Source organism: Marinobacter orientalis (genome assembly GCF_004792665.1).
In the GTDB taxonomy this organism is placed as follows: Bacteria; Pseudomonadota; Gammaproteobacteria; order Pseudomonadales; family Oleiphilaceae; genus Marinobacter; species Marinobacter orientalis.
Window position 1 is genome coordinate 179,536 of record NZ_SRZX01000004.1, and the last position, 26,379, is coordinate 205,914.

General features: G+C 55.6%; 27 protein-coding genes. 24 read left to right on the forward strand and 3 right to left on the reverse strand.

Annotated elements, in window-relative coordinates:
• Nucleotides 1-267: 267 nt before the first annotated feature.
• The 10 genes from DIT72_RS12840 to DIT72_RS12885 all read left to right on the forward strand — a co-directional run bounded on the left by DIT72_RS12840 (nt 268) and on the right by DIT72_RS12885 (nt 9,035).
• On the forward strand, nt 268-2,406 hold the full coding sequence (locus tag DIT72_RS12840; RefSeq protein WP_135955646.1) for an adenosylcobalamin-dependent ribonucleoside-diphosphate reductase: 2,139 nt from the start codon (nt 268-270) through the stop codon (nt 2,404-2,406).
• A 30-nt stretch (nt 2,407-2,436) separates the two neighbouring features.
• Nucleotides 2,437-3,132 carry a TSCPD domain-containing protein gene (locus DIT72_RS12845; RefSeq protein WP_135955647.1) on the forward strand — a complete coding sequence of 232 codons (696 nt, stop codon included), beginning with the start codon at nt 2,437-2,439 and terminating at the stop codon, nt 3,130-3,132.
• A gap of 250 nt (nt 3,133-3,382) precedes the next feature.
• Complete coding sequence (locus tag DIT72_RS12850) at nt 3,383-4,219, forward strand: hypothetical protein (protein WP_135955648.1); 837 nt, start codon at nt 3,383-3,385, stop codon at nt 4,217-4,219.
• Nucleotides 4,220-4,464: 245 nt separating this feature from the next.
• Entirely contained in the window at nt 4,465-5,154 is a 690-nt protein-coding gene (locus tag DIT72_RS12855) for a glutathione S-transferase (protein WP_135955649.1), read from the forward strand.
• Between the two features lie 234 nt (nt 5,155-5,388).
• Entirely contained in the window at nt 5,389-5,886 is a 498-nt protein-coding gene (locus DIT72_RS12860) for a nucleoside deaminase (protein ID WP_206081103.1), read from the forward strand.
• A 110-nt stretch (nt 5,887-5,996) separates the two neighbouring features.
• Nucleotides 5,997-6,548: a YMGG-like glycine zipper-containing protein gene (locus tag DIT72_RS12865; RefSeq protein WP_135955650.1), complete on the forward strand. Its 552-nt coding sequence runs from the start codon at nt 5,997-5,999 to the stop codon at nt 6,546-6,548.
• A 220-nt stretch (nt 6,549-6,768) separates the two neighbouring features.
• Nucleotides 6,769-7,047 carry a type II toxin-antitoxin system RelE/ParE family toxin gene (locus tag DIT72_RS12870; RefSeq protein ID WP_135955651.1) on the forward strand — a complete coding sequence of 93 codons (279 nt, stop codon included), beginning with the start codon at nt 6,769-6,771 and terminating at the stop codon, nt 7,045-7,047.
• A gap of 10 nt (nt 7,048-7,057) precedes the next feature.
• Nucleotides 7,058-7,372: a HigA family addiction module antitoxin gene (locus DIT72_RS12875; protein ID WP_135955652.1), complete on the forward strand. Its 315-nt coding sequence runs from the start codon at nt 7,058-7,060 to the stop codon at nt 7,370-7,372.
• 85 nt (nt 7,373-7,457) lie between these two features.
• A complete protein-coding gene (locus DIT72_RS12880; protein WP_135955653.1) occupies nt 7,458-8,672 on the forward strand; it encodes a serine hydrolase domain-containing protein in 1,215 nt (404 codons plus the stop codon).
• A 60-nt stretch (nt 8,673-8,732) separates the two neighbouring features.
• A complete protein-coding gene (locus DIT72_RS12885; RefSeq protein WP_228260811.1) occupies nt 8,733-9,035 on the forward strand; it encodes a monooxygenase in 303 nt (100 codons plus the stop codon).
• A gap of 3 nt (nt 9,036-9,038) precedes the next feature.
• On the opposite strand, the gene DIT72_RS12890 is transcribed toward DIT72_RS12885, so the two are convergent.
• Entirely contained in the window at nt 9,039-9,368 is a 330-nt protein-coding gene (locus DIT72_RS12890; protein ID WP_135955655.1) for a thioredoxin family protein, read from the reverse strand.
• 109 nt (nt 9,369-9,477) lie between these two features.
• Here DIT72_RS12890 and DIT72_RS12895 point away from each other — a divergent pair, with 109 nt between their 5' ends.
• From DIT72_RS12895 to frdD, 5 genes are all read left to right on the forward strand, one after another.
• Nucleotides 9,478-9,744, forward strand: a complete 267-nt coding sequence (locus DIT72_RS12895) for a DksA/TraR family C4-type zinc finger protein (RefSeq protein ID WP_135955656.1) — start codon at nt 9,478-9,480, stop codon at nt 9,742-9,744.
• Nucleotides 9,745-10,239: 495 nt separating this feature from the next.
• Nucleotides 10,240-12,036 carry a fumarate reductase (quinol) flavoprotein subunit gene (frdA, locus tag DIT72_RS12905; protein WP_135955657.1) on the forward strand — a complete coding sequence of 599 codons (1,797 nt, stop codon included), beginning with the start codon at nt 10,240-10,242 and terminating at the stop codon, nt 12,034-12,036.
• A complete protein-coding gene (locus DIT72_RS12910) occupies nt 12,033-12,869 on the forward strand; it encodes a succinate dehydrogenase/fumarate reductase iron-sulfur subunit (RefSeq protein WP_135955658.1) in 837 nt (278 codons plus the stop codon). The genes frdA and DIT72_RS12910 overlap by 4 nt, the downstream gene beginning before the upstream one ends.
• Nucleotides 12,869-13,261 (forward strand): hypothetical protein, encoded by a 393-nt coding sequence (locus tag DIT72_RS12915; protein WP_168355057.1) that lies wholly within the window; start codon nt 12,869-12,871, stop codon nt 13,259-13,261. The genes DIT72_RS12910 and DIT72_RS12915 overlap by 1 nt, the downstream gene beginning before the upstream one ends.
• Nucleotides 13,262-13,263: 2 nt before the next feature.
• Nucleotides 13,264-13,614 carry a fumarate reductase subunit FrdD gene (gene frdD, locus DIT72_RS12920; protein ID WP_135955660.1) on the forward strand — a complete coding sequence of 117 codons (351 nt, stop codon included), beginning with the start codon at nt 13,264-13,266 and terminating at the stop codon, nt 13,612-13,614.
• A gap of 136 nt (nt 13,615-13,750) precedes the next feature.
• Here the strand turns inward: frdD and DIT72_RS12925 are convergent, their stop codons facing one another.
• Nucleotides 13,751-15,178, reverse strand: a complete 1,428-nt coding sequence (locus DIT72_RS12925; protein WP_135955661.1) for a sensor domain-containing diguanylate cyclase — start codon at nt 15,176-15,178, stop codon at nt 13,751-13,753.
• A 266-nt stretch (nt 15,179-15,444) separates the two neighbouring features.
• On the opposite strand from DIT72_RS12925, the gene DIT72_RS12930 reads away from it, so the two are divergent.
• From DIT72_RS12930 to DIT72_RS12960, 7 genes are all read left to right on the forward strand, one after another.
• Nucleotides 15,445-15,837, forward strand: a complete 393-nt coding sequence (locus tag DIT72_RS12930) for a hypothetical protein (RefSeq protein WP_135955662.1) — start codon at nt 15,445-15,447, stop codon at nt 15,835-15,837.
• 150 nt (nt 15,838-15,987) lie between these two features.
• Nucleotides 15,988-16,278, forward strand: coding sequence for a DUF1330 domain-containing protein (locus tag DIT72_RS12935; protein ID WP_135955663.1), 291 nt, complete (start codon nt 15,988-15,990; stop codon nt 16,276-16,278).
• Nucleotides 16,262-16,744 carry a methyltransferase family protein gene (locus DIT72_RS12940; RefSeq protein ID WP_168355058.1) on the forward strand — a complete coding sequence of 161 codons (483 nt, stop codon included), beginning with the start codon at nt 16,262-16,264 and terminating at the stop codon, nt 16,742-16,744. The genes DIT72_RS12935 and DIT72_RS12940 overlap by 17 nt, the downstream gene beginning before the upstream one ends.
• Before the next feature lie 59 nt (nt 16,745-16,803).
• Entirely contained in the window at nt 16,804-17,532 is a 729-nt protein-coding gene (locus tag DIT72_RS12945; protein WP_135955664.1) for an SGNH/GDSL hydrolase family protein, read from the forward strand.
• A 335-nt stretch (nt 17,533-17,867) separates the two neighbouring features.
• Nucleotides 17,868-18,263 carry a hypothetical protein gene (locus DIT72_RS12950; protein ID WP_135955665.1) on the forward strand — a complete coding sequence of 132 codons (396 nt, stop codon included), beginning with the start codon at nt 17,868-17,870 and terminating at the stop codon, nt 18,261-18,263.
• 37 nt (nt 18,264-18,300) lie between these two features.
• On the forward strand, nt 18,301-18,822 hold the full coding sequence (locus tag DIT72_RS12955; RefSeq protein ID WP_135955666.1) for a CAP domain-containing protein: 522 nt from the start codon (nt 18,301-18,303) through the stop codon (nt 18,820-18,822).
• 104 nt (nt 18,823-18,926) lie between these two features.
• On the forward strand, nt 18,927-19,472 hold the full coding sequence (locus DIT72_RS12960) for a type 1 glutamine amidotransferase domain-containing protein (RefSeq protein ID WP_135955667.1): 546 nt from the start codon (nt 18,927-18,929) through the stop codon (nt 19,470-19,472).
• 23 nt (nt 19,473-19,495) lie between these two features.
• On the opposite strand, the gene DIT72_RS12965 is transcribed toward DIT72_RS12960, so the two are convergent.
• The gene (locus tag DIT72_RS12965; RefSeq protein WP_135955668.1) at nt 19,496-22,339 is read right to left on the reverse strand and encodes an AMP-binding protein; all 2,844 of its coding nucleotides are present in this window, start codon (nt 22,337-22,339) and stop codon (nt 19,496-19,498) included.
• A 42-nt stretch (nt 22,340-22,381) separates the two neighbouring features.
• Between DIT72_RS12965 and DIT72_RS12970 the strand changes: the two genes are divergently transcribed.
• On the forward strand, nt 22,382-22,564 hold the full coding sequence (locus DIT72_RS12970) for a hypothetical protein (protein WP_135955669.1): 183 nt from the start codon (nt 22,382-22,384) through the stop codon (nt 22,562-22,564).
• 59 nt (nt 22,565-22,623) lie between these two features.
• Nucleotides 22,624-26,334, forward strand: coding sequence for an AsmA family protein (locus DIT72_RS12975; protein WP_135955670.1), 3,711 nt, complete (start codon nt 22,624-22,626; stop codon nt 26,332-26,334).
• Nucleotides 26,335-26,379: the final 45 nt, after the last annotated feature.

A 26,379-nucleotide genomic window follows, 5' to 3' on the forward strand; every position in this document is an offset into this window, starting at 1 on the left:
CATATATAGGGTTTTCCGGCCCACCCGCCGCTATGTGGAACACCGGGAGCAAGCCGGTAAAACACAGGGCAAGCCGCTTTCACTGAAACCTGACCCCAGGGCCTTTACGGGCGTTACGGCTGGCAGGATGAACACCAGATCTAGTGTTTAACCGGATCTGAAGCACAACAGCCTTCCGGGCTGGTGCAGTTTGACGAAGCAACGGGGTATGGCCGTGTGCGGTTTGCAGCGGTCATCGAAAGATACAACGGACATTCGAGGGCAGTAATGAACGCTAAAGCACAGGCGGTGGTAACAACAATTCCAATGCAGGAAGCTTCGCTGGACATCTGGAACAGCAAGTACCAACTCAAAACCAAGACCGGCGAGCCGGTTGACAGGGACATCGACGAGACCTACAAGCGTGTTGCCACTGCCCTCTCCCAAGTGGAAAACAAGGCCGACCGCGCAAAACACATGAAGGATTTTGCCTGGGCTCTTCGCCACGGCGCGATCCCCGCTGGCCGCATCACCTCCAACGCCGGCGCGGAAGCTCACAAACCGGCTACCTCCACCATTAACTGCACCGTGTCCGGCACTGTCCGGGACTCCATGAACGACATCCTGGAGAAAAACCACGAAGCCGGCCTCACGCTCAAGGCAGGTTGCGGCATCGGTTACGAGTTCTCCACTCTGCGCCCGAAAGGTGCCTATGTAGCCGGCGCCGGTGCGACCACTTCCGGCCCGCTGTCGTTCATGGATATTTTCGACCGCATGTGTTTCACCGTGTCCTCCGCCGGTGGCCGCCGTGGTGCCCAGATGGCCACCTTCGACGTGCATCACCCGGACGTGATCGACTTCATCCAGGCCAAGCGTGAAGACGGCCGCCTGCGCCAGTTCAATTTGTCGCTGCTGATCACCGAAGACTTTATCGAAGCCGTGCGCAACAACGACGACTGGCACCTGTCTTTCCCCGTAACCGGGAAAGAAGCCGCCGACGAAGGCCTGAATCTTAACGACAGCAGCCAGTTCGTCTACCGTGACTTCCCGGTACAGAACGGCTACGTGGTCAACGATGAAGGCAAGGTGGCGTGCAAGATCTACCGCACCCTCAAAGCCCAGTTCATTTGGGACACCATCATGACCAGCACCTACGACTACGCCGAGCCGGGTTTCATCCTGATCGACAAGGTCAACCAGATGAACAACAACTGGTTCTGCGAAGATATCCGCGCCACCAACCCCTGCGGCGAGCAGCCCCTGCCTCCTTACGGCAGCTGCCTGCTGGGTTCGGTGAACCTGACCATGTTCGTGGACTACCCGTTCACCGACAAGGCCAGCTTCAACTATGAGAAATACCGCAAGGTCGTGGCCATCTTCACCCGCATGCTGGACAACGTGGTGGAAATCAACGGCCTGCCGCTGGAAGAGCAGCGCCACGAAATCACCTACAAGCGTCGCCACGGCATGGGCATCCTCGGCCTGGGTTCCACCCTCGCCATGATGCGCATGCCTTACGGCTCGCCGGAGTCCGTGCAGTTCACCGAAGACGTTGTGCGTGAAATGGCCGTGGAAGGCTGGCGCCAGTCCCTCGCCCTGGCCGAAGAGAAAGGCCCGGCGCCGATCATGGACGACGAGTTTGAAGTAACACCAAAGATGCTGACCAAGTGCCCGCAGCTGTCCGAAGACGGCTACAAGCTGGGCGACAAGCTCAAAGGCAGGGTACTGCATGCCAGGTACAGCCGTTACATGCAGCAGATTGCCGGCGTGGAGCCTGAGCTGATAGAGAAACTGGCCGAGAAAGGTGGCCGCTTCACCCACCACACATCCATCGCACCCACCGGCACCATCAGCCTGTCACTGGCCAACAACGCCAGTAACGGCATCGAGCCGAGCTTCTCCCACCACTACGCGCGCAACATCATCCGCGAAGGGCGCAAGACCAAGGAAAAAGTCGATGTATTCTCTTTCGAACTGCTGGCCTACCGCCACCTGGTCAACCCTGGTGCCATGCCTTTCTCTGAAGAAGAAGAGAAGCGCCTGCCCCACTACTTCACCACCTCCGAAGACGTGACGCCGGCGCAGCACGTGGACATCCAGGCCGCTGCACAGTTGTGGGTGGACTCCTCCATTTCCAAGACTGCCAACGTACCCCAGGACTTTGCGTACCCGGACTTCAAAGATATCTACATGTACGCCTACGACAAGGGCCTGAAGGGTTGCACCACCTTCCGCTTCAACCCCGAAGCCTTCCAGGGCGTACTGGTCCAGGAAAAAGACCTGGAAAACACTCTCTACGAGTTCACCCTGGACGACGGCAGCAAAGTGACCCTCAAAGGCAATGAAGAAGTGGAATATGACGGTGAAATCCACAATGCCGCCAATCTCTTCGATGCGCTTAAAGAAGGCACTTACGGTAAGTACTGATCTGCGATAACCGACACAGGACAAGACATCATGACAGTTAAAATCAGCAACAAAATCGTCGGCTACCGCGTCAAGAAAGCCGAACCGGAAGCCACCGAGCACCAGCCACCGGTGCAGGCGGAAACCAAGCCCGTGCAGATGAATGAATACATCGAACGGCCCGACTTCCTGCTGGGCACGACTTACAAGATCAAGCCGCCGATCGCCGAGCACGCGATGTACATCACCATCAATGACATCCTGCTCAACGAAGGCACCGACCACGAAAGCCGGCAGCCCTACGAAGTATTCATCAACTCCAAATCGATGGAACACTTCCAGTGGGTTATTGCCCTCACCCGCGTTATCTCCGCAGTATTCCGCAAGGGTGGCGACGTGACCTTCCTGGTGGAAGAACTGCGCAGCGTGTATGACCCCAACGGCGGCTACTTCAAGAAAGGCGGCGTATTCATGCCCTCCCTGGTGGCTGAAATCGGCGCCGTGATCGAGAAACACCTGAAGGCCATCGGCCTGATGGAAAGCGAGGAAATGAGCGAAACCACCAAGCGCATCCTCGCCGAAAAGCGCGCCGAGTTCGAAGCCAGCCACAGCACGGCCACCAACGACGACAAGGCCACCGACTTCCCGCCCAACGCCACCATGTGCGGCAAGTGCAGCACCAAGGCAGTGATCGTGATGGACGGGTGTGCGACTTGTCTGGCTTGTGGCGATAGTAAGTGCGGTTGAGGTGATTGACCGTGATTAGTGATGAGGAGGCCTGGAGTGAGAACTTTGGGCCTTTTTTGTTGTTGGGGCTGACAACCTTCGGAGATATACGACAGTTGACGTTTATTGCCGAGACAGCCATTTTCTGAATGACGGTAGCTTTCTGATAACCGACTAAAAAATATGGGTGACCTCCAGAAAGCAAGGAAATATGCGCGTTGGGATAGAAGTCATTTGTCGTTGAATTCGTTGTTAGGCAACGGAATTGAGTATGGATCTGACCAGTACCGAGCGAGAAGCCATAGGGTTATGCATCTGCACAGAGGCGGTTAACGAGATAGTTAATCATGCCTTGCTTGACGTCAGAAAAAGCTCGAGATCCGCTGGCGAAGCGCTTGTTTATTTCAAGGATATTGTTCATCGGTCGTTGTTCATTATTCGATTCCTTGATTTCGCCAAAGAAGCTGGAGACAGTCGATTGACCGGCGTTTCTGGATCTTGTGTTGATATTCTCGATACGGTTTGCACCAATAAGTACCTTGGTATTGATGGCAGCGGTTGCAAACTCGAAGATGCGGTTCAGGAATTGAAAGATTCGTTAAATCAAAAGGCCCCTGTAAGACTTTGGTTGCCCACACTGGATGTGAATGCAGAAATAGAAGTATCAAGAATTGAGTTTTTAAAAATTTCCGGAAACAGCTCAAAGCACAATATTTCAAGATTAACTGGTGTTTCCAAAGGCATTCATAGAATTCTCTCTGAGCACGGCTACGATGTTCCTATTGAGTTGATTCCTCTCGCTTTAGAGGATTTTCAGGAGCATCTGGAACAAAACTATTTCATCTATTATGCAAGCTGGATGGCGGAATTGTTAAACGAGGTGCGCTGGGGTATTCAGAGATACTTGGAGCCCTTGTTTGCAGTTTCGTACAAACCCGGAAATGATGGATTGTCCTATCGGTTCGATTATCCAGATGGGATCACTCAGGAGATTGCTAAACAATGGTTTTGGCGCTTGATGAATCACATCAGATCTGGCCCATATGTAGATCATTTTCACACGCCCAATAGCCTTAAAGAGCAGAGCTCGCTTGAATGGGAGTTATGAGTCCAGTGCCTAACAAGAACAGTCACGGCGACGTCTACTACATTGCGGCTTCGCCTCCATTCTGCAGCCGCGCGTGCTGTTGGCATTGAGGCTGAAGAAAAACCCCGATATCTCAGCTCCGGTTTGCCAGGATCAGGCTAACGGCCAAGGAGACACCTCCAGGCATGTAACCACGCATCCGCTCTCCTGTGCGCTACACTCCAGGCAGCAGTTCACCCTTCTACTACCATTACGGGAGGACGACTATGCCGGACTACGAACTCTATTATTGGGACCTGCCCTTTCGCGGCAATTTTATCCAGCTTTTGCTGGAGGAGGTTCAGGCGGATTATCGGAAGCTGGATGCCAGCGAGGTCTATCCTGACAGCAACCTGAGCCTCCATTACCCCGGGATGGCACCACCGTATCTTTACGACTGCAGGGCCCAGCTCTGGTTCGCCCAGATGCCGGCAATTCTCATGCATCTGGCGAAGGCGTACCATTTTCTTCCCGACGAAGCTGAGCAACACACCCTGGCCCTGAAGGTGATTCTGGACTGCAACGATGTCCTCATGGAAATCACCAACCACAATGGCATGGTGATGTGGGAGGAGGGCACATGGCAGGAGTTCCGGGCCCATCGTCTGGCCGACTGGATGACCATCTTTGAAAAGACAGGTCAGGCGCATTCCCTCAAGCCGGACACGGGCTATCTGCTGGGCACCAGGCTCACGGTGGCCGATATTGCGACTGCTGCACTGTTCGGTTCCCTGGTCCACAGCTTTCCGGAACTCGCCAGGGATTTGGAACACCACGCCCCCACGGTGGCGAACCTCTGCGAACGTATGGAAAGCCGCCCCTCTATAGGTGCTTTTCTGGACAATCAGCGGCGGGAATTGGGTAACGCCTACTGTGGTGGTCAGATTGAGCAGTCTTTGCGGGACGTCATACGGTAGGCACAACCGGGTTCACAAAGCCCGTGAGCAGAAAAAGGGGACAGATCGGGTCTGTCCCCTTGGGGCTTCACTCGTGAAGCGATGATACACCCGGACGGATCTAATTTTCCAGGCAGCACTCCCATGGCTAAAGTAATAAGACGCGGCTATGAGGACGATTGATTGAAACCACGAACAGTTTTACTTCGTGATGACCGTCCGCAAGCAAGATCCAACAATGAGGAGAGGCCGAACGTGAGCTATCCCCCAACCGACGACACTGACAAAGCCTTTCTCCAGCAAGCTGTTCAACTGGCCATGGAATCGGTCGACGAAGGTGGAGCCCCTTTTGGCGCTATGGTTGTTCACGATGGCAAGGTTATTGCGAGGGCCGGTAACCGGGCAAAGCTAGATTGCGACCCTACCGCCCACGCTGAGGTAGCCGCAATACGCATGGCAGGCAGGATGCTGGGGAACTCGCATATGCCGCAAGCTACCTTGTACGCAAGCTGCGAGCCCTGCCCCATGTGTCTGGCCGCCACTCACTGGGCTCGTATTCCCCGTACTGTGTTTGCCGCACCTCAAGAAACTGCAAATCGTGCCGGCTTTGCCGACGGCAATATTGCAGAGCAACTCTACGGCCAGACTCACCCCGCCAGGCCCGAACAATTGGGATTGACCCAGATCGAACTCGAGAACTCGGCGGCGCCTTTTCGGGCCTGGCTTATAAAGCATGATCTACCGCCATATTGATCGCAAAAGGCTCTAGACATCCTTGAAAAGGCCACGACTAGTGTCCCGTCTGCTACCTTTAATGGTGACAAATTAGTCAATATTGATACTGGGAAAACCGAGGATTGCTTATGGCTCTTATAATTGCTGGTCGTTTAGAGGACCAGGACAAAGCTGAGGAGCTCACTCAAGCGCTCCAGCACGCCGGGATTTCAAAAAGGAAGGTTTCGCTCTTTTTTGTCAATCCTGAAGGACAGCACCACATTCTGCCTTTCGGCGGCGATGAGAATCACTCTCCCGGCGCGTCAGAAGCAGGCAAAGGCGCGTTGATCGGTGCCGGCGCGGGTGCGGCGGCGGGAGCTGCCATCGGATCCACCGGCGGGCCGGTCGGTTCCGTTATCGGCGCTGGGGTCGGCGCGTATACCGGATCGTTAACCGGGGCCGTTACCAAAACAGACGATAAGCCGGAATCCGACGCAGATACCGCCAAAGAAGAAGGGCCGGTGACTGACCGAAAATCCGGACTGCACGTCGCCGCAGAGCTCAATCGTGAGCAAAAGGATAAGGTAGTGGAGCTGATTCGCGATCACGGAGGCAAGGACGTCGAGGAAGCAGACGGCAAAATTGAGGACAGTCACTGGCTTGACTTCGATCCTACAAAACCCATCAGGCTCGTATCCTGAGAGCCAGTGGGGAAAACCGGGACAGATTTATTTTTTGGGGTTGCGATGGTCGGTGCTGAGATCTTGCTGCGCTAATAAGTCGATCAAGTTCGTTCCGGCCGTTGGCCTCCACCGAACGCCCTGTACAGAGCGCTGAACAACGGCGTCATGCCTCTCTCTCCGCCTGATTCGCCGCATAATAACGCTTGACGTTATTGACGCCCTGCGTCATCATTTATTTATGATCATATCGTTCAGCTGCAAGGATACCGAGAAGCTGGCAAATGGTCGTCGCGTCAGGCGCTTTGTCAACTTTGAGCGTGTTGCCTTGCGGAAAATCAGGCAACTCCAGGCTGCAAGCCAGCTGGATGATCTTAAAGTACCGCCCGGTAATATGTTGGAGCCATTGCATGGTGACCGCCAAGGTCAACACAGCATTCGAATCAACAGGCAGTTCCGGGTTTGCTTCCGCTGGACAAAGGCTGGTGCGGAAGATGTCGAAATTGTTGATTACCATTAGGAGGTAGCTCATGCGCAACATTGAAGCCGTAACGCCAGGCGAGTTACTGAAGGAAGAGTTCCTTGAGCCGATGGGCATTTCTCAATACCGCTTGGCTAAAGAGATAGGGGTGCCTGCTCAGAGGATCGGCCAGATTATTGCTGGAAAGCGTTCGATAACCGCAGACACGGACCTGCGACTTTGTCGCTTCTTTGGCTTGTCCAATGGCTACTGGTTGCGAGCTCAGGCAGCCTACGACACTGAGATTGCGGAAGATGCCCTTGAGGACCAGCTCAAGAATATTCGTCCGTGGAGTGCTGTATCCGGAACCGGGCCCCGAGCATAACCAAAGTAATCATTCACTGGGCTGCGGTAACGGTTTGGGTGCTTTTTCTTGGTGGCAGAAATCTTGTGCTGGAGTTGCAATCACTATGACGGAATCCGAACAGGTTACCGGCCTTTCGCCAGAGCGCCTTCTTCACATTGAAGACCATCTTGACCGCCGCTATATCCAGCCGGGGAAATTGCCCGGCACGCTGACACTGGTGGCCCGGCGTGGGGAAATTGCCTATCTGAAAGCTCAGGGGCTGATGGATGTGGAGCGCAACAAGCCGCTCTGCCGGGATACGGTTTTCCGCATTTATTCCATGACCAAGCCGATTACGTCTGTCGCCATGATGCAGCTCTATGAGCAGGGGCGGTTTTTGCTGGATGATCCCGTACACAAGTATATTCCGGCCTGGAAGAACCTGCGGGTTTACAAAAGCGGTGTCTATCCCGACTTCCTGACCGCACCTGCAACCAGCACTATGACCATTCGCGACCTGTTTACCCATATGTCGGGCCTGACCTACGGGTTCATGAACCGCACCAACGTTGACGCCGCCTACCGGGAGCTGAAGCTGGATGGCAACCGGAATATGACACTGGAAGCGTTCGTCGGTCATCTGGCAGAACTGCCGCTGGAGTTCTCACCGGGTACCGCCTGGAACTATTCGGTCAGCACGGATGTGCTGGGGTATCTGGTGCAGTTGCTGGCTGATAAGCCGTTTGATGAGTATCTGCGCGAGCATATCTTTGAACCATTGGCCATGCCCGACACCGGCTTCGATATTCGTGACGATCAGCTTGACCGTTTCGCCGCCTGCTATCAGTACGATCCTGTCGATCAGTTCAAGCTGCAGGACGATCCGCAGACCTCCCCTTTCCGGGAAAAAAGCAAGTTTCTGTCTGGCGGCGGCGGGCTGGTTTCCACCATTGACGATTATTTCCACTTTGCCCAGGCACTCTGTCAGGGCGGCGAGTTTGGCGGGCGACGGATCATTGGCCGAAAGACTCTGGAATTCATGCGTCGCAATCATCTACCCGACAATCAGGACCTGCCTGGCCTCTCTGCCGGCGCGTTCAGTGAAACACCTTATGCCGGGAGTGGCTTCGGTCTGGGCTTTTCGGTAAAGACTGACGTTGCCAAATCCCAGATCAACGGATCGGTCGGCGAGTATGGTTGGGGTGGCCTGGCGAGTACCAACTTTTTTATCGATCCTGTGGAGGAGCTGGTGGTGATCTTCATGACGCAACTGATCCCCTCATCGACCTACCCGGTCCGTCAGGAATTGCGGGCTATTGTTAATGGGGCGTTGGTTTAGGGCAAAACCGGGACAGATCTATTTAATCCGAATCAGTATCGAAATAAAGGGAGAAAGATCGTGAAATTATTACAAGTGGATTTCGATTTTACTGGCCCATTTGGCGAAGAAATGGCGGAAAAATTGGCGGGCCTGGCTGAGTCAATCAACAGTGAGCCCGGTTTCATCTGGAAAATCTGGACTGAAAGTCGAAAAGATCAGCTGGCTGGAGGAATTTACCTGTTTGAAGATGAAGAAAGTGCTAATGCTTACTTTAAAATGCATTCAGCCCGCTTGAAAGAGATGGGAATCAATGAGGTTCGGGGACAGATCTTCGATGTGAATATTCCTTTATCCACTATCACTAAAGGCCCTGTCGACTAGTCGTCAGCGATCCTGAATCTCCGCCAGTGCGGTATCGATGTCCTCGCGGTTGTCAGGGCGTACAAGGCGGGTGATTTCCTGTCCATCCTTCAGGAAGATTAGTGTCGGCCATAACTTCACCCCAAGTGTCCGGCCCAGCCGGCGCCCTTTTCCATCCTCTACCTTTACGTGTTCAACCCCGGGATAAGCCTCCATGGCGGCCCTGATGTGCGGCTGCGCTGCCTTGCAGAAGCCACACCAGTTTGTGCCGAACTCTATCAACAAGGGGCCCTGGCTATGGGCTAACGCCTCCGGAGTTATGGTTTCAGGTGTATATTGGCTGTCATACGGCATGATGTTTCCCCGGTAAGTAGCAGGCAACGTTTGAGCATAAGAGCTCAAATGATACCTTTTTATGGAACCAGTCATCCAGACATCGGTTAGGCAAATATCGGAGGGCGCTATGGCAGGTGGATGGTCGCGTGATGGTGCGGTTCAGGATCAGATTGATGCAAGCGTTGAGGATGAGGTTCAGCGAGCCCGCAGCCAGCTGAACCAGGGGGAGAGCGCCACGGAATGCGAAGAGTGTGGCCGCCCTATTCCGGAGGCCCGCCGCAAAGCGATTCCGGGTGTCCGGCTTTGTGTCGAGTGCCAGTCCGCTTTCGAAAAACAGAAAACCCGATCAGGTGGCATCAATCGCCGTGGGAGCAAAGACAGCCAGCTGCGTTGAAAAACCGGGACAGAATTATTTTGTATGGGTCAGTCGCTGGATGGAGGTAGTATCGAGCCCTGACCGGGAAAGACAGGCGTCCCCTGTCGGGCCGCCGCTTCGCAGCGCGTCATGCAGCATTGCTATCAGATGGAGTTCCAAATGAGATTCTTGGTTTTCTTGGGCACCGTGCGGGATAGTACTCCTCCGAAGCCGGCCCGCCTGGGGGTTCGGGTCACAGAAGCGGTTCTCGAATGTCTCAAAAGTCGATATGCCGAACATGAGGTAGAGTTGGTTGATGCTCTGGATTATCCACCAGAAGCTGTCTTTGCAATGATACATGTGCCCAGGGCACAAGAAGTCTTTACGGCGGATGGTTCAGTGCAGTCCGGGGAGGATCAGGGGAGCGGTGAAAACGAGTGGTGCTACACTGATGACTGGAACCCAGGGTCAATCACAACATAACGCGGTTAATGCTGTACTCAAAATAACAATATCCAAAGATGGAACGCACTTATGTCCGAAGCATTCGAGACCGTTCATGCCGATGTCATTGTCATCGGTGCCGGGGGTGCCGGATTGCGTTCCGCCATTGCCGCAGCGCAAGCCAACCCCGCCGCAAAGGTCGCCCTGATCTCCAAAGTCTATCCGATGCGTAGCCACACGGTATGCGCCGAAGGTGGCGCCGCCGGCGTCGTTCAAGCGCATGACTCCCTTGAAAACCATTTTAACGACACCGTATCCGGTGGCGACTGGTTATGTGATCAGGATGTGGTGGACTACTTCACGCACCACGCCACCGAGGAGATGGTACAGCTGGAACACTGGGGCTGCCCGTGGTCGCGCAAGGAAGATGGCAGCGCGGCGGTACGACGTTTTGGTGGCATGAAAATCGAGCGTACCTGGTACGCCGCAGACAAAACCGGCTTCCATATTCTGCACACCCTGTTTCAGACCTCGCTGCAATATCCCAACATCCATCGTTTCGATGAGTTCTTCTGCACCGATCTGATCGTTGATGACGGACGCTGTCAGGGGGTTATTGCGATCGAGATAAAAACCGGTGACATCAAGGTCTTTCTCGGCAAGGCCATTGTACTGGCCACCGGCGGTGCCGGTCGGGTCTTCCGCTTCAACACCAATGGCGCCATCGTCACCGGTGACGGCATGAGTATGGCCTATCGCGCCGGTGCCGTATTGCGGGATATGGAGTTCGTGCAATACCACCCGACCGGCCTGCCCGGCTCCGGCGTTCTGATTACCGAAGGCTGTCGGGGTGAAGGCGGTATCCTGCTGAACCGCCATGGCTACCGATATCTGCAGGACTATGGCCTGGGACCCGAGACACCAATCGGCAAGCCGGAAAACAAGTACATGGAGCTTGGGCCGAGGGACAAACTGAGCCAGGCCTTCTGGCATGAACAGCGCAAGGGTAATACTGTCCCCACGCCGCTGGGCGATGCGGTGATGCTCGACCTGACCCATCTGGGAGAAGCCAAATTGCTCCAACGTCTTCCGATGATCTGTTCGCTGGCCCGACACTATGTCGGGATTGATCCGGCCAAGGAACCGATTCCCGTCCGACCCGCCGTCCATTACACCATGGGTGGCATCCGCACAGACATCCACACACAAACGGAAATAGCCGGGCTCTATGCCGCAGGAGAATGCTCCAGTATCGGTCTGCATGGCGCCAATCGACTTGGCTCGAATTCGCTGGCTGAACTGCTGGTCTTTGGCAAGGTGGCAGGTGAACAGGCAGCCGATCACGCTTCCAGGCAGCCGCCCTGCAACAACGACACACTGCTCAGCTTTGCCAAAGATAAAGTGGCGGAACTGACAGCCCTGAGAGAGCAAAAAGGAACGGAAAAAGCCAGCCGTTTGCGTCATGAAATGGCGGCAGCCATGGAAAAGGCCTTTGGTATCTATCGACTCGGCGATGAAATGCAAACGGGTCTGGATACGATCAACGAACTCAGGGCCCGCTACAAACAGGTCAATGTTGAAGATCAAAGCCGGGTTTTCAATACTGAATTTCTGACAACGCTGGAACTGGGGTCCTGCCTGGAACTGGCTCAGGTGATGGCCACATCGGCGCTGCAACGAAAAGAAAGCCGTGGCGCCCATCAGCGGCTCGATGACTATAAAACCCGTGACGATGAGAAGTACCTCAGGCACACCCTGATGCGCTATTCGCCGGACGGCAAGCCCATACTGGACTATGAGGCCGTTAACATCACCCGCTCCCAGCCAAAAGAGCGTGCCTACGGCGCAGCGGGGGAACAGCAAAACAAGCAGGAGGGCGGATCATGACAATCCCTGCAACAGACAATACATCAGAAACCGCACCCTCAAAAAGCGAAGCCGGAATAACGCTCGAAATCCTGCGCTATATTCCGGGAACGCATTCAGAACCCACATTTCAACGTTTTGAAATCCCCTACGTTGAAGACTGGTCCATGCTCGATGCGCTGGGCTATATCAAGGATGAGCTGGATTCAAGCCTGTCCTACCGGTGGTCCTGTCGTATGGCTGTCTGTGGCTCCTGCGGCATGATGTTTGACGGCGTACCCAAGCTGGCCTGCGAAACCTTCCTGCGGGACTACTATCCCCGGCCGATTCGCGTTGAACCACTGGAAAATTTTGGCATTGAACGGGATCTTGTGATCGATCAGGAGCCCTTTCTGGAAAAGCTGGAAAGCGTCAAACCTTACATTATTGATGCCATGGCCAATGCCCCTTCCGGAAAACCGGGAGCGCCTGCGGGTCATGAAAGGGAAACCATACAGGCGGGCGAGAACAGACAGACGCCGAAAGAACTGGCCCTGTTCGACCAGTACAGCATGTGCATTAACTGCCTGCTGTGCTACAGCGCCTGCCCGCAGTTCGGACTGAACCCGGCGTTTCTCGGACCTGCGGCGATCTCACTGGCCCATCGTTATAATCAGGATAATCGGGATCAGGGCAACGCGGATCGCGCGCCTGCACTCAACGAAGAAGACGGCGTCTGGTCCTGTACATTTGTCGGATACTGCTCCGAAGTCTGCCCGAAATCTGTTGATCCGGCATCCGCCATACAACAGGAAAAAGTCCGGGGTGCAACAGACTGGGCACTTTCATGGCTCTTGCCAAAAGGAGCCCGCTGATGCGCCAATCACCCTATCATCGTCCCCGTGATCCCTTCTGGTACATGCGACGATCCGTCTATCGCCGATACATGGTGCGAGAGGCAACCAGTGTCTTCATTGGGCTTTGGATGCTGAATCTTATCCTCGGCATCCTGCAACTGAGTCGGGGGGAAGCGGCATGGACTGCCTGGCTGACATGGCAACAGCATCCACTGATGCTGACCTTCAGCGGCCTGACACTCATCATGGCCATGGTGCATACCACTACCTGGTTTGCGATCGCACCCAAGGCCATGCCGAAATTTATCGCCGGCAAGGCTGTTGTTCATCAGCAGGTCGTGATCGGACACTGGCTGGTCTTCGGACTGGTGAGTCTGTTTCTGCTTGTTGCCGTTTACTGGGGGGCCTGAACATGCGCTGGAAACACCATGAACCTTTTTTCTGGTCTCTGTTTGGCGCAGGTGGCGTGATCAGTGCTTTTTGCGTGCCGGTCATGGTATTGCTGACAGGCTTTCTGCTGCCCTTGCACTTATTGCCTGAAGCGGCATACAACTATGAAAGCCTGCACGCATTGGCTCAGAACCTATGGGTAAAAGGCGCTATATTGGTTATTGTCGCGCTCAGCCTCTGGCACTGCGCCCATCGTATCTTTCACGGGCTGCATGATGTAGGCGTATCGACCGGCCCTCTGGCGCGCACCCTGACCTACGGCCTGGCCGGGCTCTCCAGTCTGGCCCTGTTGATTCTGTTGCTAACACTGTGATTATCAAAACCGTGATCATCAACACCTGCGCGCGAGTTCTTTCAGAAACCCGGACAGATTTATTTTTCTGAGTGCGGATAATTTCTCACCGTGTGGATATCTGGTCCTCAAGGCGTTAGTGGACTCATCCTTCTTGTTATCTGTGATGATCACCGTAGATGCGATATGTATTCTTACCTTCTTTTTTTGCAAGGTACATCGCTTCATCAGATTTCCGTATCAAAGTGTCGATGTCAGCTCCATCTCGAGGATATAGTGAAATACCAATGCTGACACCAAGTTCAACTGCATCAGTATGAATCCGGAAGAGAGTAGCTAGTTGTTTGATTATTTTTTCAGAAACCCCAGCGGCCTCTTCATCAGAAGTCTCATCGAGAAAGACTACGAATTCGTCGCCACCAAAACGAGCAACAATATCTGAACCCCGTACACAGTATTTAAGTTCCTGGCTCAGCTTTTGCAGTATTTCGTCGCCGAATTTGTGACCCAACGTATCATTTACTGACTTAAACCCGTCAACATCAATGAATAGGATGGAGCTTTCGTGCCCCTTTCTGTTTGCTCTTGCGATTGAAGTAAAGCAGACCTCCCTAAATAGTCTCATATTCGCTAGACCCGTCAATTCATCGTACATAGCTCGATGGTAGAAAAGATCCCTTTCATCCTGCACAAGACCAATCAATATCACCGAGACTATGGAAATGACAAACATGATCTGCACTTCGAAAATGCCGTAGTGCGAATAGCCCGAGAAGATGAATAGCGACAGCGCAAAAAGATTACCTATAAACGCGAAGACCAATCCATTGCCAAGTCCCCATTTAACCGTACTCCAGACAACCGGAATTAAAATCAGATAGTAATATCTTGAAAACTGCTCGTCCATTTTCCCTAGCTGAATGACCAGGGCCGTCAATATAATAATTATTAGTAATGCGACTACTTTTTGCGGCTTTAACATATTCCGCAAAAGCGATGAGATTAATTCCCGCCAGCCAAGCTTCCAGAATTGATAGAATAGCAAAAAAATGGGAATTGCAGTGACAGCACCCGTGAGGTTGCCGACAAAGAACGAGGATGATCTATCAATCAGTGAAAAAAAGGAGAGCGTATTTGAACCTATGCCACCCACAAATATAACCGTCGATATGAGTGCCGTTAACACGGAGGCAACCATTACCGATAAAAAGAACTTCGCGTTTATAATCTTTTGTGGTGAGTTTATTTTTCTAAGTATCAGACCGGCTAAACCATAAATGACAAACTGCCTTAAATCCGGAATGAACATCTCAAGGTTGTAATTGAAAACATCTCGATACGGCAGGCCACCCAGATATATCGCCAGAAAATGAACAGGTAGATATTTTCCTCCCAAAAGAAAAATTAAAAACATCGCATAGGCAGAAGGAGGGTAGAACAGACTCACGCCCTCGGTCACTGTAAACAGGTAAGCCACCTGATTGAGAGCCCAGAATGTGAATATAAAGAACAGAGAGTTTAAAACATATCGCCGGGCATGAGTCTTTGCGTCCGCCGGATTCTGAAATTCCACGCCGTAGTTCATTACGAAAGCCAAAGTCCAAAAAGCATGAGTTGCCTTTGTTCTCTCACCCAAATGGCACGGATCAGAAGAACGCCAATGCGTTAGTCTAGATTACGTTAAAAAGTGAATCAGCAACAATAGCGTAGTCACAGATTTTATTAATCGCAAAGACGACGAGAGCAGGCTCCAAACTTTATGCAGGAAAACCGGGACAGAATTATTTTTTCTCTTGGGCCCGCAAAGACCTTACTATACGCCCTCTTTTTGACGGATTCGGAATTCTCCTGATGCTCAAGTCCATTGCCCTGGCGGCACTGCTTGTTATGCTGCTGGCGTTTCTCGGCTTTCAGTACTACATAACATCGGTGCCTGACCTTGCGGAGCCTGTTTCCGTTGAGGCAACCCGGTTCATAGAACAGGACAATTCCCTGTTAGTGACGCTGAGAGATAGCGAGGGCGATCGCTTCACCGTGGGCCTGCGCGGAGACATCGAAAACGAGCCGGAAGAGACCGCCCTCTTCTTCATCAGGAACCCGGATCTGGTGCCCTATGTTTATTGGCCCGGTCTTCGCAGCAACGATGAGAAACGGGTTCTGGAGCTGCTCGAGGACGTAGTGGAAAGCCGGAAGCAGGACGCGGCGGTATTCCGGATTTATAAGGTTCTGAAGAACAGGAACTGACACCCCGACAAAAACGGGGACAGGTTTATGTTTTGCTTTCCCGACATCTTGACGGTATTCAATCTGAAAGCAGTTGGCACCGGACAACCTTTCCACCGCTTCAAAACAACAAATTACTGCAATGCTCTGAATGAGTCTGACAGGAAAAATATGACAGCATACGTAATCGGACAGATCACGGTAAAAGACCCGGCCAAATGGGAAGAATACCGGAGCAGGGTTCCCGGCACACTGGCTCCCTGGGGTGCCGAACTTGTACTTCGTGGCACGCGAGCAAAAGTGCTTAGCGGGAAACACCCCCACACGGATACCGTTGTTATTCGCTTCCCGGACCCGGAATCCGCGCTCAAATGGCACAATTCCGCCGCCTATCAGGAACTGGTGCCTCTTCGTACCCAGGCAGCGGAGGTGGATCTGATCAGTTATGAATCCGATTCATAGGCATCTTGCCATGCTTGAAAAACGCATACCTCCCCTGCTTCTGGTGCTGATGGTCGGTGCGGCCATGTGGGGCATTTCTACCCTGACTTCACCGGTACCGCTGGATGACACCCTCCGCACTGTTGCCGCCGGCGTGATATTTGTTGCTGGCACCCTGTTTCCCATGGCGGGCGTGGTGGCCTTCCGGCGCGCCAGAACCACGGTAGACCCTCGCACGCCCGAGGCCAGTTCAGCTCTGGTCTGCTCCGGTATTTACCGGTATTCCCGCAACCCGATGTATGTGGGATTCGCGTTCTGGTTGCTGGCCTGGGGTGTGTATTTGGGATCTGGCTGGGAGCTACTCGGCGTGGTGTTTTTTGTGCTGTATATGAATCACTTCCAGATTGCTCCTGAGGAGCGGGCCCTGCGGGCGCTGTTCGGTGATCAATTCCGCGCCTATGAGCAACAGGTTCGACGCTGGCTCTAGACTGTGGGTAATTTCTCCCCCTGTGTAACTTTGCATCCGGAAAAGACCAGGAGACTACCGTGCACCTACCTTTCTGGCTAACCACTGCCCTGCTACTGCCGCTCCTTCTGTACCAGGGCAAACGCGCCCGAAGGGTTACGCCCCGGTTACCTGAAGCCCAGGGCTCTCCTGCTGGCCAGCACGGTGACGGCAAACCGGACCTACGCCTGCTGGTCATCGGTGAATCCACAGCGGCTGGTGTGGGTGTTGCCAGCCATGAGCAGGGACTGGCGAGCCAGTTGGCTCTGCTACTGCACGAGCGGACGGGTCGAACCGTTTCCTGGCACACCTTTGGCGTCAACGGTATCCGTCTGCGCCAGCTCCACCGGGAACTGGCGAGCCTGGAGCTACCGGAAGCCGATGTGGTGCTGCTGAGCATGGGCGTCAACGACACCACCGGATTCACGCCCCGGCATCGGTTCCGCCGGCAATTGCTGGCGCTTCGCGACACACTCGTCACACGTTACCCGGGGCCGCTATACCTGCTGAGCGTGCCGCCCATGCACCTGTTTACTGCGTTGCCCACCCCACTGCGGCAAATCATGGGGTGGCGAGCCAGGCAGCTGAACCGGGTGTACGAGCAACTGGCCAGGGAAGCACCCGATGATTTCCGGTACCGGAGTTACTCGGCGATTGCCGACACTTCGTTGCTGGCCAGCGATGGCTATCATCCCAATGACCGGGGCTACCGGGCCATCGCGGTGGCTCTGGTTTGTGAAAACCGGTTTTCGGATCACAAGGCTTCATAATTATCGAGAACAAGGAGAAAGTGCAGCTGACTTTCATCTTTTCACGCTCGGTGCGACAGCGAACAGACCGGAGAGAGCCAATAGCCTATTATGGATTCAGATGAGGCGATGGAACCGCCTAAAAAGGACGTTACATCATGCGCCGCAAGGATGAGGCGCGATCAGAACTCAGGATTGGGGCTATCGAAGGCCCCTGTTTAGCAGTATGGCTATGGACCCGCAACGCCTTTTTGCACCGGCCTCGCTCCCCGCGCAGGCCGTTTTTTTTCATCAAAACCCGGGATATCCTTCGATAACCGGAACAAATCTGTTTTTTTAAATTGAAACGGATAGCTATGAAAGTGGCTCTAAAAGCACTAATTATCTGGCTCTGCATCCTCGCTCTGGCTGTCACTAATGGCTTGTTGCGGGAGGCCGTGTTTCTGCCTGCATTCGGTACCCCGGCAGCACTTGTAATGAGCGGATTGCTCCTCGCGGCCCTGATTGTGGGTGTAGCATGGTTGTCGCTTCCCTGGCTGCGTCTGCGCAGATCTGTTGCACTATGGCTGGTGGGGCTTGAATGGCTCGCCCTGACGCTTGTTTTCGAGTTTTCCTTCGGGCTTGCACAGGGCAAGTCGTGGTCGGTAATGCTTGAGGCCTACACCTTCAAAGACGGAAACCTCTGGCCACTTGTACTTGTGGTGACGGCTTGTGCGCCGTTTTTAGCCGCAAAGCTGAGCCGCAGGGCCTGAATCAAAAAATGGATCTTTCCCGGATTCTGGTGAACTTATGCGTACTATCACTTTCCCGTTTTCCCGCCCATCAAGCGCCCTTCCCCTGGTGGTTTTTCTCGCATTTCCCGGGATTCTTGTGGCCGGCGACTGCGAGATGGACGCAACCGATCGGGCTATGCTGAATCGCGTCAATGAGGCTCGCAGCGAACCCCGGCAATGCGGCGATCAGGACTTTGATGCAGCGGAACCGCTGTCCTGGAACTGCAAGCTCGAGGATGCCGCACGGGCCCATTCCAGAGATATGATAGAAATGGAATTCTTTAGCCATACAGGCCCTGGAGGTGTTCAGACCGGCAAGCGGGTGAGTGACAGAGGCTACAGCTGGTCGGCGGTGGGTGAAAATATCGCAATGGGCCAGAACTCAGTCGATGACGTCGTTGATGGATGGCTTTCAAGCCCGGGACACTGCGCCAATATAATGAGTACCAATTTCACCGAAATGGGTGCTGCGAGGGTCGAGGCGCCGGAGTCGCAATATTCCCCTTTCTGGACACAGGTTTTTGCCCGACCGCGTTAGCCGGAAAGGCTCCTGCCTTATAACTTTTGGCGGGCTCCGCACACGTGCTACATTAGAATTACAGGTTCTCAAGCATAATACGAGATCAACATGGAGGAAGAGGTATGAGCAACCAGCTTGAAGGAAAGACCGTTGCCATTCTGGCAACTGACGGTGTAGAGCAGATCGAATTAACCCGTCCCCGGGAAGAGCTGGAGTCAGCAGGGGCGAAGGTAGAGCTGATTTCGATCAAATCCGGCAGCATTGATGGTTACAACCATCTGGATAGAGCTGACAGTTTCGATGTGGACAAAACAGTCCGCCAGGCAGCTGTCGAAGATTACGATGGACTGGTATTGCCGGGCGGGGTCGCGAACCCCGATGCAATGCGCCTGGATAGGGACGCCGTCGCCTTGGTCGCCAGGTTCGTGGAAGAAGGCAAGCCAGTGGCTGCCATCTGCCATGCCCCCTGGTTATTGGTGGAAGCGGATGTAGTCCGGGGAAAAACCCTGACGTCCTTCCCCAGCCTGCAAACCGATATCAACAATGCGGGCGGTCACTGGGTTGATCGGGAGCTTTGCCACGAGGGTGGTCTGATCACAAGCCGTAAGCCTGATGACCTGGATGCGTTCTGCAGCAGGTTGGTGGAGGCCCTGGCTGCCGAGTCGTAGCAGGCGCCGGGCCGGGGACGCTGCTAGCGCAATAACCGGTCTGGCTCGCCGCTCATCTCAAGTATGGTTTTCCGCGCGCGGTCCCGCAGCTGGACCGCTGATTTCCAGTCATCGCCTTCAGGTTCGATCCGTTCACCAATGACCACGCTCACCGGCCCGGGCCTCGGATTCCAGCGGTCAGCGGGAAGCTTGCGCCGGGTGCCCGTGATGGCAACGGGTATGACTTTTTCCGCCAGCACAGCCGCGGTCATGAATGCACCCATCTGAAAGGGGCGCAGGCCTGGTGCGGCATCAAAACTTCCCTCCGGGAAAAATACCAGCCGGCGGCCCCCGGCGCTCTCCGCAATCCGCCTTGAATCACCGACACTGTTCTGAACGTCGGCACGCTCTACGGGTTCAATCTCAAGGCGCGTCAGAAAACGCTTCAGGCCGCGAACCTTCATCAGTTCCGCTTTGGCGATGAAGCTCACCGGCACGGGAATCAGTGCGGCCAACACCAGTGCGTCAAGATAGCTGGAGTGGTTGGAAACGATGATACAGCCGTCCGGGAGATTTCTGAGCCTGGCCGCGGCCGCTGTCCTGAGCCCCGTTCCGGTGAGCAGGGCCAACAACCTGCTACCCCAATGGACTACCTGCCAACGCAGCGGGACACCAGGAAGGATATTGACCAGAACCCAGACCGGTACCGAAACCAGCCCCATCGCCGCCCAGGCCCAGGCTGAGTATAGCCAGCGGGCAGCGCTTCGCAGGCTGCGCTGGCCCTGCTGTCGCCAGGTAGCACCAGCCAGCCTCGCCAGCTGCCGCCACACGGGCTCTTTTTTACGCTCGAGTTCACCCCGCTCATACCGGAGCCGGCAGTCATTGCGCCGGAGTTTGCCACTGGAAGTCTTTGGCACTGTGTGGGGACCAACCATGAGCACCTCATCCACCTCGATGTCCAGGGAGTCCATAGCGATGCGGCGGATTTTTTCTTTGACCTGGTCAAGTTTCTTCTCGTCCTTTTCGCCGGTCTCGGCGACCACTATCAGTCTTTCCCCTTCACTTTCTCCCATTCCCGACGCAAAAGCCGCGACGCAGCCGGCCCGGACCAGGTCAAGCTCGCCCACCACCTCCTCGATTTCCCCGGGATAGATATTGCGGCCGGCCCGCACAATCAGGTCCTTGTTGCGGCCACTCAGGTAGAGGTTGTCGTCGGCGATATAGCCCCTGTCTCCCGTATTCAGCCATTTGCCGTCAAAGAGCTCTTTCGTCTTGTCTTCATTACGGTAGTATCCCCTGGTTGCCGAGGGACCGGTGAACTGCAGGTTGCCCTCCTGGCGTTCGTCCAGTTCGTTGCCGTCATCATCCACAATGCGGATGTCATGGTTTGGAATCACCTTGCCGCAGGACACGAATCTGAGCGCGGACTCGTCATCCGGGGAAACCGGTTTTGCCTCCCCGTCTTTCTGGAAGCTTTCCCGGTCAACGTAGTCGATGACCGGCTCCCGGGGCTCCTCGGGAAAGGTCAGCGCCACACAGTTCTCGGCCAGGCCGTAGACAGGTGCCATGGACTCGGTCCTGAATCCCCACTTGCTGAAGCGTTCGATAAAACGCACCACGGTGTCCGGGCTGACCGCCTCGGCGCCGTTGAAAGCCACGCGCCAGGAGCTCAGGTCCAGCCCTTCCATGTCTTCATCGTCGATTCGTTTCAGGCAGAGCTCGTAACCAAAATTGGGCGACGGCGAGAGAGTGCCACCAAACCGGTCAATGGCCCATAGCCAGTATTGGGGCCTGGTGAGAAAAAGCAGTGGCGACATGATGACCAGATGCATGCCATACCAGAGGCTGGAAAGGCAGGTGCCGATCAGGCCCATATCGTGATACAGAGGCAGCCAGCTTACGAACACGTCATCCTGATCCACCTGGAGCACCTCGTTTCCGGCGCCTATATTGGCGAAAAGATTTGCGTGACTGAGGCTTACACCTTTGGGGTTCCCTGTGCTGCCCGAGGTGTACTGCAGAATGGCAATGTCCTCGCCTTTGGCCCCGGTTACAGGCTGGCCCAGGGGTTTCGCCCAGACTTCATCCAGCGTCAGTACATGCTCAAGAGACGGCACCATGCCTTTGACCACGGCGGCGAGCTTTTTGGCTTCCGGCACGGTAATCATTACCCGGGCCTTTGCATTGTTGAGAATCGTGGCCTGTCTTTTCAGGTGCTCTTCGATCTGGGAGGCCCTCATCGGCGGATACAGGGGAACAGGTATAGCGTTGGCATAGAGGGCACCAAAAAAGCCGTAGAAGTAATCGTGGCTGGTGGGAAGCATGAGGGCTATTGTGTCCCGCGCCTCGATGTCGTGCTGGAACAGACCATTGGCGACCCTCAGAGCGCCTTTGTGGAGATCCCCGAAGGTCAGGGATCTGACATCCTTGTAATCCTTTACCCAATGGAGGTAGGTGCGGTCAGGGTGCTCCTGTGCATGCCAGCCCAGTGCTTCCTGCAGGGTTGCAAAATCGGGGACGGAGAAATGCTCACGGTTTTCCTCCCCGGGGTCGAGAACGGCTTCGGTCTCTTCGCCTTCCTCCCTGCCACTCTCTTGTTTCTGTTCTGGTTGCCCGCCTCTGAGACGCATGACCTCATCAAGAATGTCACCGGGCGTGTCCGCCTCGCTGAGGAGCTGTTCCGGCAGCTGAACCCCGAATTTCCGTTCCACCGTTACCAGCAATTCAGCGCGGGTCAGGCTGTCCAGGCCCAGATCGCTGTCGAGCCTGCTGCTCATGGTCACCGCGGGTTGCCGCTCCCGGTTTTCCGGCATCGCCTCGGCCATGGTTTCCGAGACGGCGTCTGCCATGTCCTTTTCCATGCTTCGCTGAGTTCCCGAATGCGTCATGGCTCCTCCAGAGCTAATAGTCACTGACCTTTATAGTGAGGAATGAAGTATAGGCCCGCAAGCCCGGTTCAGCCCGTTGGCACTGGCTTTCGCCAGGCGGAAATCAGGCCGGAAAATGGCATGGCCATACCCGTGGCTCACCACCCGGACTACCGTTTTCAGGAACGCGATTATCGGGTTAACTCGGCAAGGCGCCACGGCACCCGCAAACTTCGACTATGGTGAAGGAAACATAATCGCAATCCGCTCCGGATTTTCGCCCATTCGTCGAGCCCGAGCCGGTCATGGATATGATGAACCGCACCCCGTTAAAAAACCTGTTCAGAGTTCTGCGGTGGACACTGGCCGTTTTCTTCGCGTTGCTGGTGATCGCGGTTCTCGCCATTGAATTGATATCATGGAATTTCCTGAAGGGACCGATTACCGATCGCGTTGAAGCCATGACTGGTCGCGACATGGAGATCACCGGTGATATTTCGGTGAGTCTTCTGCCCCACCCTCAACTTGAGGTGGGCAAAATGACGCTGGCCAACGCCGGCTGGGCGCGGGCCGCGGACATGCTTACCGTTGGGGGTGTTGAGCTTGAACCTTCCGTCAGCAGTCTCTTCAAGGGCGAACCGACACTGAAAAAGGTGACGATAACGGAACCCACCCTCAACCTCGAAAGCCGCGAGGGGGAGCTGGGCAACTGGGTTCTGCCCGCAATGACGGATTCAGGCGAGACGAACAACAGCTCCGGCCCGCCGCTCGCTGTCCGACAACTCAATATTCGTGATGCGGAGATCCGCTACTTCACACCCGGAGCGAAACGCCCCCAGGTTTTATCGCTCACTTCACTGGCGCTGGCCGATGACAGGTTGTCGCTGAACGGCGAAGCCGGAATTCCGCTGGAAGATGAGCATCTCGTTCTGCCCGTCGAACTTTCGGCCGCCGCAGATCCGGGATTTGCCGATAACCAGTGGCGGTTATCTGATATTCAGGCCCGGGCGGGCGAGGTCCGCATCGACGGCAACATCAGCGTGGACACCGGCTCCAGCCCGCTGACGATATCCGGAGAACTACACTCACCCTCCATCAACGTTACCGAGGTTCTCGCGGCACTGCCTGAATCCCGGGCAACCAATGAGCCCCTGGCGGTTTCGATACCAGTGCTGCCAAACCTGCAGGGGGACATCCGCCTCGCTGTCGACCAGCTCATCCTGGAGCCGACAACGTTTAACAATGTTGAAGCAAGACTGCGCCCGGGCCAGCACGAGCTGGCACTGGAGACCCTGGGTTTTGAAGCGGGCGAGGGCCGGGGCCAAGCGAGTGCCCACCTGGTCAGTAATGCCGAGTTCATCACCGCAGAAGCCAGGCTCGACCTGCAACAGGTGGAGCTGCAGACCCTTGGCCTGGACACCGGGTCAAAAACAATCCTGGGAGCCGAGCTCGAGCTCGGTCTGAGCCGAATGCAGCGGGCTCCTTCCCTGGCTCCGGGGACTCTTCTGGAGCACCTCGACATTGAGAACGCCACGGCATCCTATCAGACCACGAATCCGGACGCGGCGGCGGGCAGTGATCTGGTCCTTGACCTGGAGCAGACCGGAGAACCCCGAGCACCGGTGCTCTCGGTAACCGGCAGGTTCCAGGGCAAGCCCCTGGACATGACCATTGAGGGCTCGCCCCTGCCGGAGCTGGCGCAAAGCCCCACCAGCTATCGGCTGCAGGCACAGGCACAAAGCGGTGAACTGCTCGCCTGGGCGGATACCCAGCTGGACGCGCTACTGGAGCCCGTGAGCTTTGCCGGCAACCTCGTCCTTCAGGGCGATGGTGGTCAGGATCTGCAAGCCTGGATCGGAGCCCCCTTGCCCACCCTGCCGGAGTTCCGATTGTCCGGGCGGCTGACCCGTGACGGAGAGCTATGGTCTGTCACCTCCCTCGAAGGGCACATCGGGGTCAGCAATCTGGGCGGCGAGGTCCACTTCCGCAATGCGGGCCGGCCGGTGGTGAATGTTGACCTCGACGCGGATCGCATTGAACTTGCCCAGTTTACGGCCGAAAGCTCACATCAAGACCCGTCACCAGCCGATAGAGCGAAGCGGGACGATGCTCCTTCACCCCTGGCGGCCTTGCGCGGATTCGATGGCCAGCTGGATCTGCGGGCGGAATCGCTGGTGCTACCGGAGACACCGGAGCTCACGGACCTGGAGCTGTCCGCCAGCCTGGATTCAGGCAGGCTCCGGGTCGAACCACTGGACTTCAATATCGCCGGAGGCAGCCTCGGCAGCGAGCTGGCCCTGGACGCCACCAGCGGGCCTGCGTCGGGTACCATTGAGGCCAAGTTCAAAGGCATCGCACTGAGCCAGTTGGGAGACACCTTCACGCCACTGGAGGATCGTCTGGGCAAGCTGTCCGGGAAACTTCACCTGGGCATTACCGAGTCCCTTGCGGTGGATCAGAAAGAAGATCTGATACTGCCTTTTGTTGGCCGCCTGGTTTTCGAATCCTCGCAACTGACGTTTACAGATCCGGAAGTTGATACGGACATGACCCTCAGCCTTCAGACCCGGGGGCTGGAAGCTGGTGAGCAGGCCTTTCATATCGATGGTGAGGGTGAGTATGACGGCTCACCCTTTTCGTTACGTTTCCGCGGAGATCCCCTGTTAGCGGCCCGGGATCCGGACCGCCCCTACGCCCTTGAGCTCACCAGCGATGTGGTCGCTAGCCGCATCCAGGTCAATGGCACCATTCTGCGTCCATTGTCGCTGCAGGGCCTGGATCTGGTGCTTGGCCTGGAGGGCCCGAACCCGAACCGCCTGAGCCGCCTGCTGGGCATACCTCTGCCAGATCTGCCGCCCTACTCCCTGTCCGGCGACCTGTCCCTCAAGGATCAATTGTGGCGATTCAACGGTATTGAGGGGGAAGTCGGTGACAGTGACCTGGGCGGACAAATCGCCCTGGACATCAATTCCCGCCCCCCGCACCTGACAGGAAAACTACATTCTGACTCCCTCGATCTGGAGGATCTTGGCGTACTGGTCGGTGCCCAACCGGCCTCGCCTGAACAGGACGCAAAAGCGGGCGATAGCAACCGGTTTGTGCTACCTGACCAGCCTCTGATCACACCTGCGTGGCAGGATGTGTCCGCAGACATCCGTTACCGGGGAAAATCCGTGCGGGCGGCTGACATTCCCCTGAGCAATGTGGTGATCGATGTCGCACTTGCCGAAGGCCGCGCCCGGTTCGAGCCGGTGCGTTTCGGAGTGGGAGATGGTCAGGTGGACTTCAATCTTGATATCGACTCCACGCTGACACCTCCGGAGGGGACATTGCAGCTTGAAGTGCAGGCGGTCAATCTCAGCAAGGCGCTTGGCACCTGGGCGGTTGCCAATGACAGCGTGGGTACTGTCGGTGGTCAGGGCAAGTTCTGGGTGACCGGCGACTCCATTGCAGATCTGTTCGGGTCTGCCGACGGCGGCATGGTGATGCTGATGACGCGGGGCAAGCTGGATGCCTTGCTGGTCGAACTCGCCGGACTGGATGCTGCCGAGTCCTTCGTGGCCTGGCTGGATGGCGGGGGCTCCGTCCCGATCGATTGCGCCTACGCGGATCTGCAGACCCGGGACGGTGTCGTCAGGATCGACACCCTGGCTGTCGATACCACGGATACCAGCTTTACCGGCACAGGGACCGTGAATCTCGACAACGAGCGTCTCGACATTACCATTTTTGCTCATCCCAAGGATGTCAGCGGTCTGTCGGCGAGCTCTCCGCTTCATCTCGGCGGCACCTTCAATAATCCGGAACCCGGGCTGCAGGGCGAAAATCTCACAATGCAGATAGCCAGCAGTGCTGTTCTGGCTGCTGTGGCCACCCCCGTTGCTGCCCTGCTGCCCCTGCTCGACCTCGGTACGGGTGACGAACTTCCATACTGCGACGGACTGGCAAGCCGCTCTTTTGAGTCCATCAACGACAACCCGGTAGGCAAAGATGAATCTGACGACAATGAAGGCTGAAGGCTGTTCTGTTAGTAGCGGAGGACCTGGCTGGCCCCGGAGAGC

Coding starts and splice junctions, on each gene's coding strand:
- DIT72_RS12940 (WP_168355058.1), top strand. CDS start 16,262: ATGAATCCGATTCATAGGCATCTTGCCATGCTTGAAAAACGCATACCT.
- DIT72_RS12875 (WP_135955652.1), top strand. CDS start 7,058: ATGCGCAACATTGAAGCCGTAACGCCAGGCGAGTTACTGAAGGAAGAG.
- DIT72_RS12870 (WP_135955651.1), top strand. CDS start 6,769: ATGATCATATCGTTCAGCTGCAAGGATACCGAGAAGCTGGCAAATGGT.
- DIT72_RS12845 (WP_135955647.1), top strand. CDS start 2,437: ATGACAGTTAAAATCAGCAACAAAATCGTCGGCTACCGCGTCAAGAAA.
- DIT72_RS12850 (WP_135955648.1), top strand. CDS start 3,383: ATGGATCTGACCAGTACCGAGCGAGAAGCCATAGGGTTATGCATCTGC.
- DIT72_RS12955 (WP_135955666.1), top strand. CDS start 18,301: ATGCGTACTATCACTTTCCCGTTTTCCCGCCCATCAAGCGCCCTTCCC.
- DIT72_RS12855 (WP_135955649.1), top strand. CDS start 4,465: ATGCCGGACTACGAACTCTATTATTGGGACCTGCCCTTTCGCGGCAAT.
- DIT72_RS12930 (WP_135955662.1), top strand. CDS start 15,445: ATGCTCAAGTCCATTGCCCTGGCGGCACTGCTTGTTATGCTGCTGGCG.
- frdA (WP_135955657.1), top strand. CDS start 10,240: ATGTCCGAAGCATTCGAGACCGTTCATGCCGATGTCATTGTCATCGGT.
- DIT72_RS12880 (WP_135955653.1), top strand. CDS start 7,458: ATGACGGAATCCGAACAGGTTACCGGCCTTTCGCCAGAGCGCCTTCTT.
- DIT72_RS12965 (WP_135955668.1), bottom strand. CDS start 22,339: ATGACGCATTCGGGAACTCAGCGAAGCATGGAAAAGGACATGGCAGAC.
- DIT72_RS12895 (WP_135955656.1), top strand. CDS start 9,478: ATGGCAGGTGGATGGTCGCGTGATGGTGCGGTTCAGGATCAGATTGAT.
- DIT72_RS12915 (WP_168355057.1), top strand. CDS start 12,869: ATGCGCCAATCACCCTATCATCGTCCCCGTGATCCCTTCTGGTACATG.
- DIT72_RS12865 (WP_135955650.1), top strand. CDS start 5,997: ATGGCTCTTATAATTGCTGGTCGTTTAGAGGACCAGGACAAAGCTGAG.
- DIT72_RS12975 (WP_135955670.1), top strand. CDS start 22,624: ATGGATATGATGAACCGCACCCCGTTAAAAAACCTGTTCAGAGTTCTG.
- DIT72_RS12970 (WP_135955669.1), top strand. CDS start 22,382: ATGAAGTATAGGCCCGCAAGCCCGGTTCAGCCCGTTGGCACTGGCTTT.
- DIT72_RS12950 (WP_135955665.1), top strand. CDS start 17,868: ATGAAAGTGGCTCTAAAAGCACTAATTATCTGGCTCTGCATCCTCGCT.
- frdD (WP_135955660.1), top strand. CDS start 13,264: ATGCGCTGGAAACACCATGAACCTTTTTTCTGGTCTCTGTTTGGCGCA.
- DIT72_RS12890 (WP_135955655.1), bottom strand. CDS start 9,368: ATGCCGTATGACAGCCAATATACACCTGAAACCATAACTCCGGAGGCG.
- DIT72_RS12840 (WP_135955646.1), top strand. CDS start 268: ATGAACGCTAAAGCACAGGCGGTGGTAACAACAATTCCAATGCAGGAA.
- DIT72_RS12935 (WP_135955663.1), top strand. CDS start 15,988: ATGACAGCATACGTAATCGGACAGATCACGGTAAAAGACCCGGCCAAA.
- DIT72_RS12910 (WP_135955658.1), top strand. CDS start 12,033: ATGACAATCCCTGCAACAGACAATACATCAGAAACCGCACCCTCAAAA.
- DIT72_RS12960 (WP_135955667.1), top strand. CDS start 18,927: ATGAGCAACCAGCTTGAAGGAAAGACCGTTGCCATTCTGGCAACTGAC.
- DIT72_RS12925 (WP_135955661.1), bottom strand. CDS start 15,178: ATGAACTACGGCGTGGAATTTCAGAATCCGGCGGACGCAAAGACTCAT.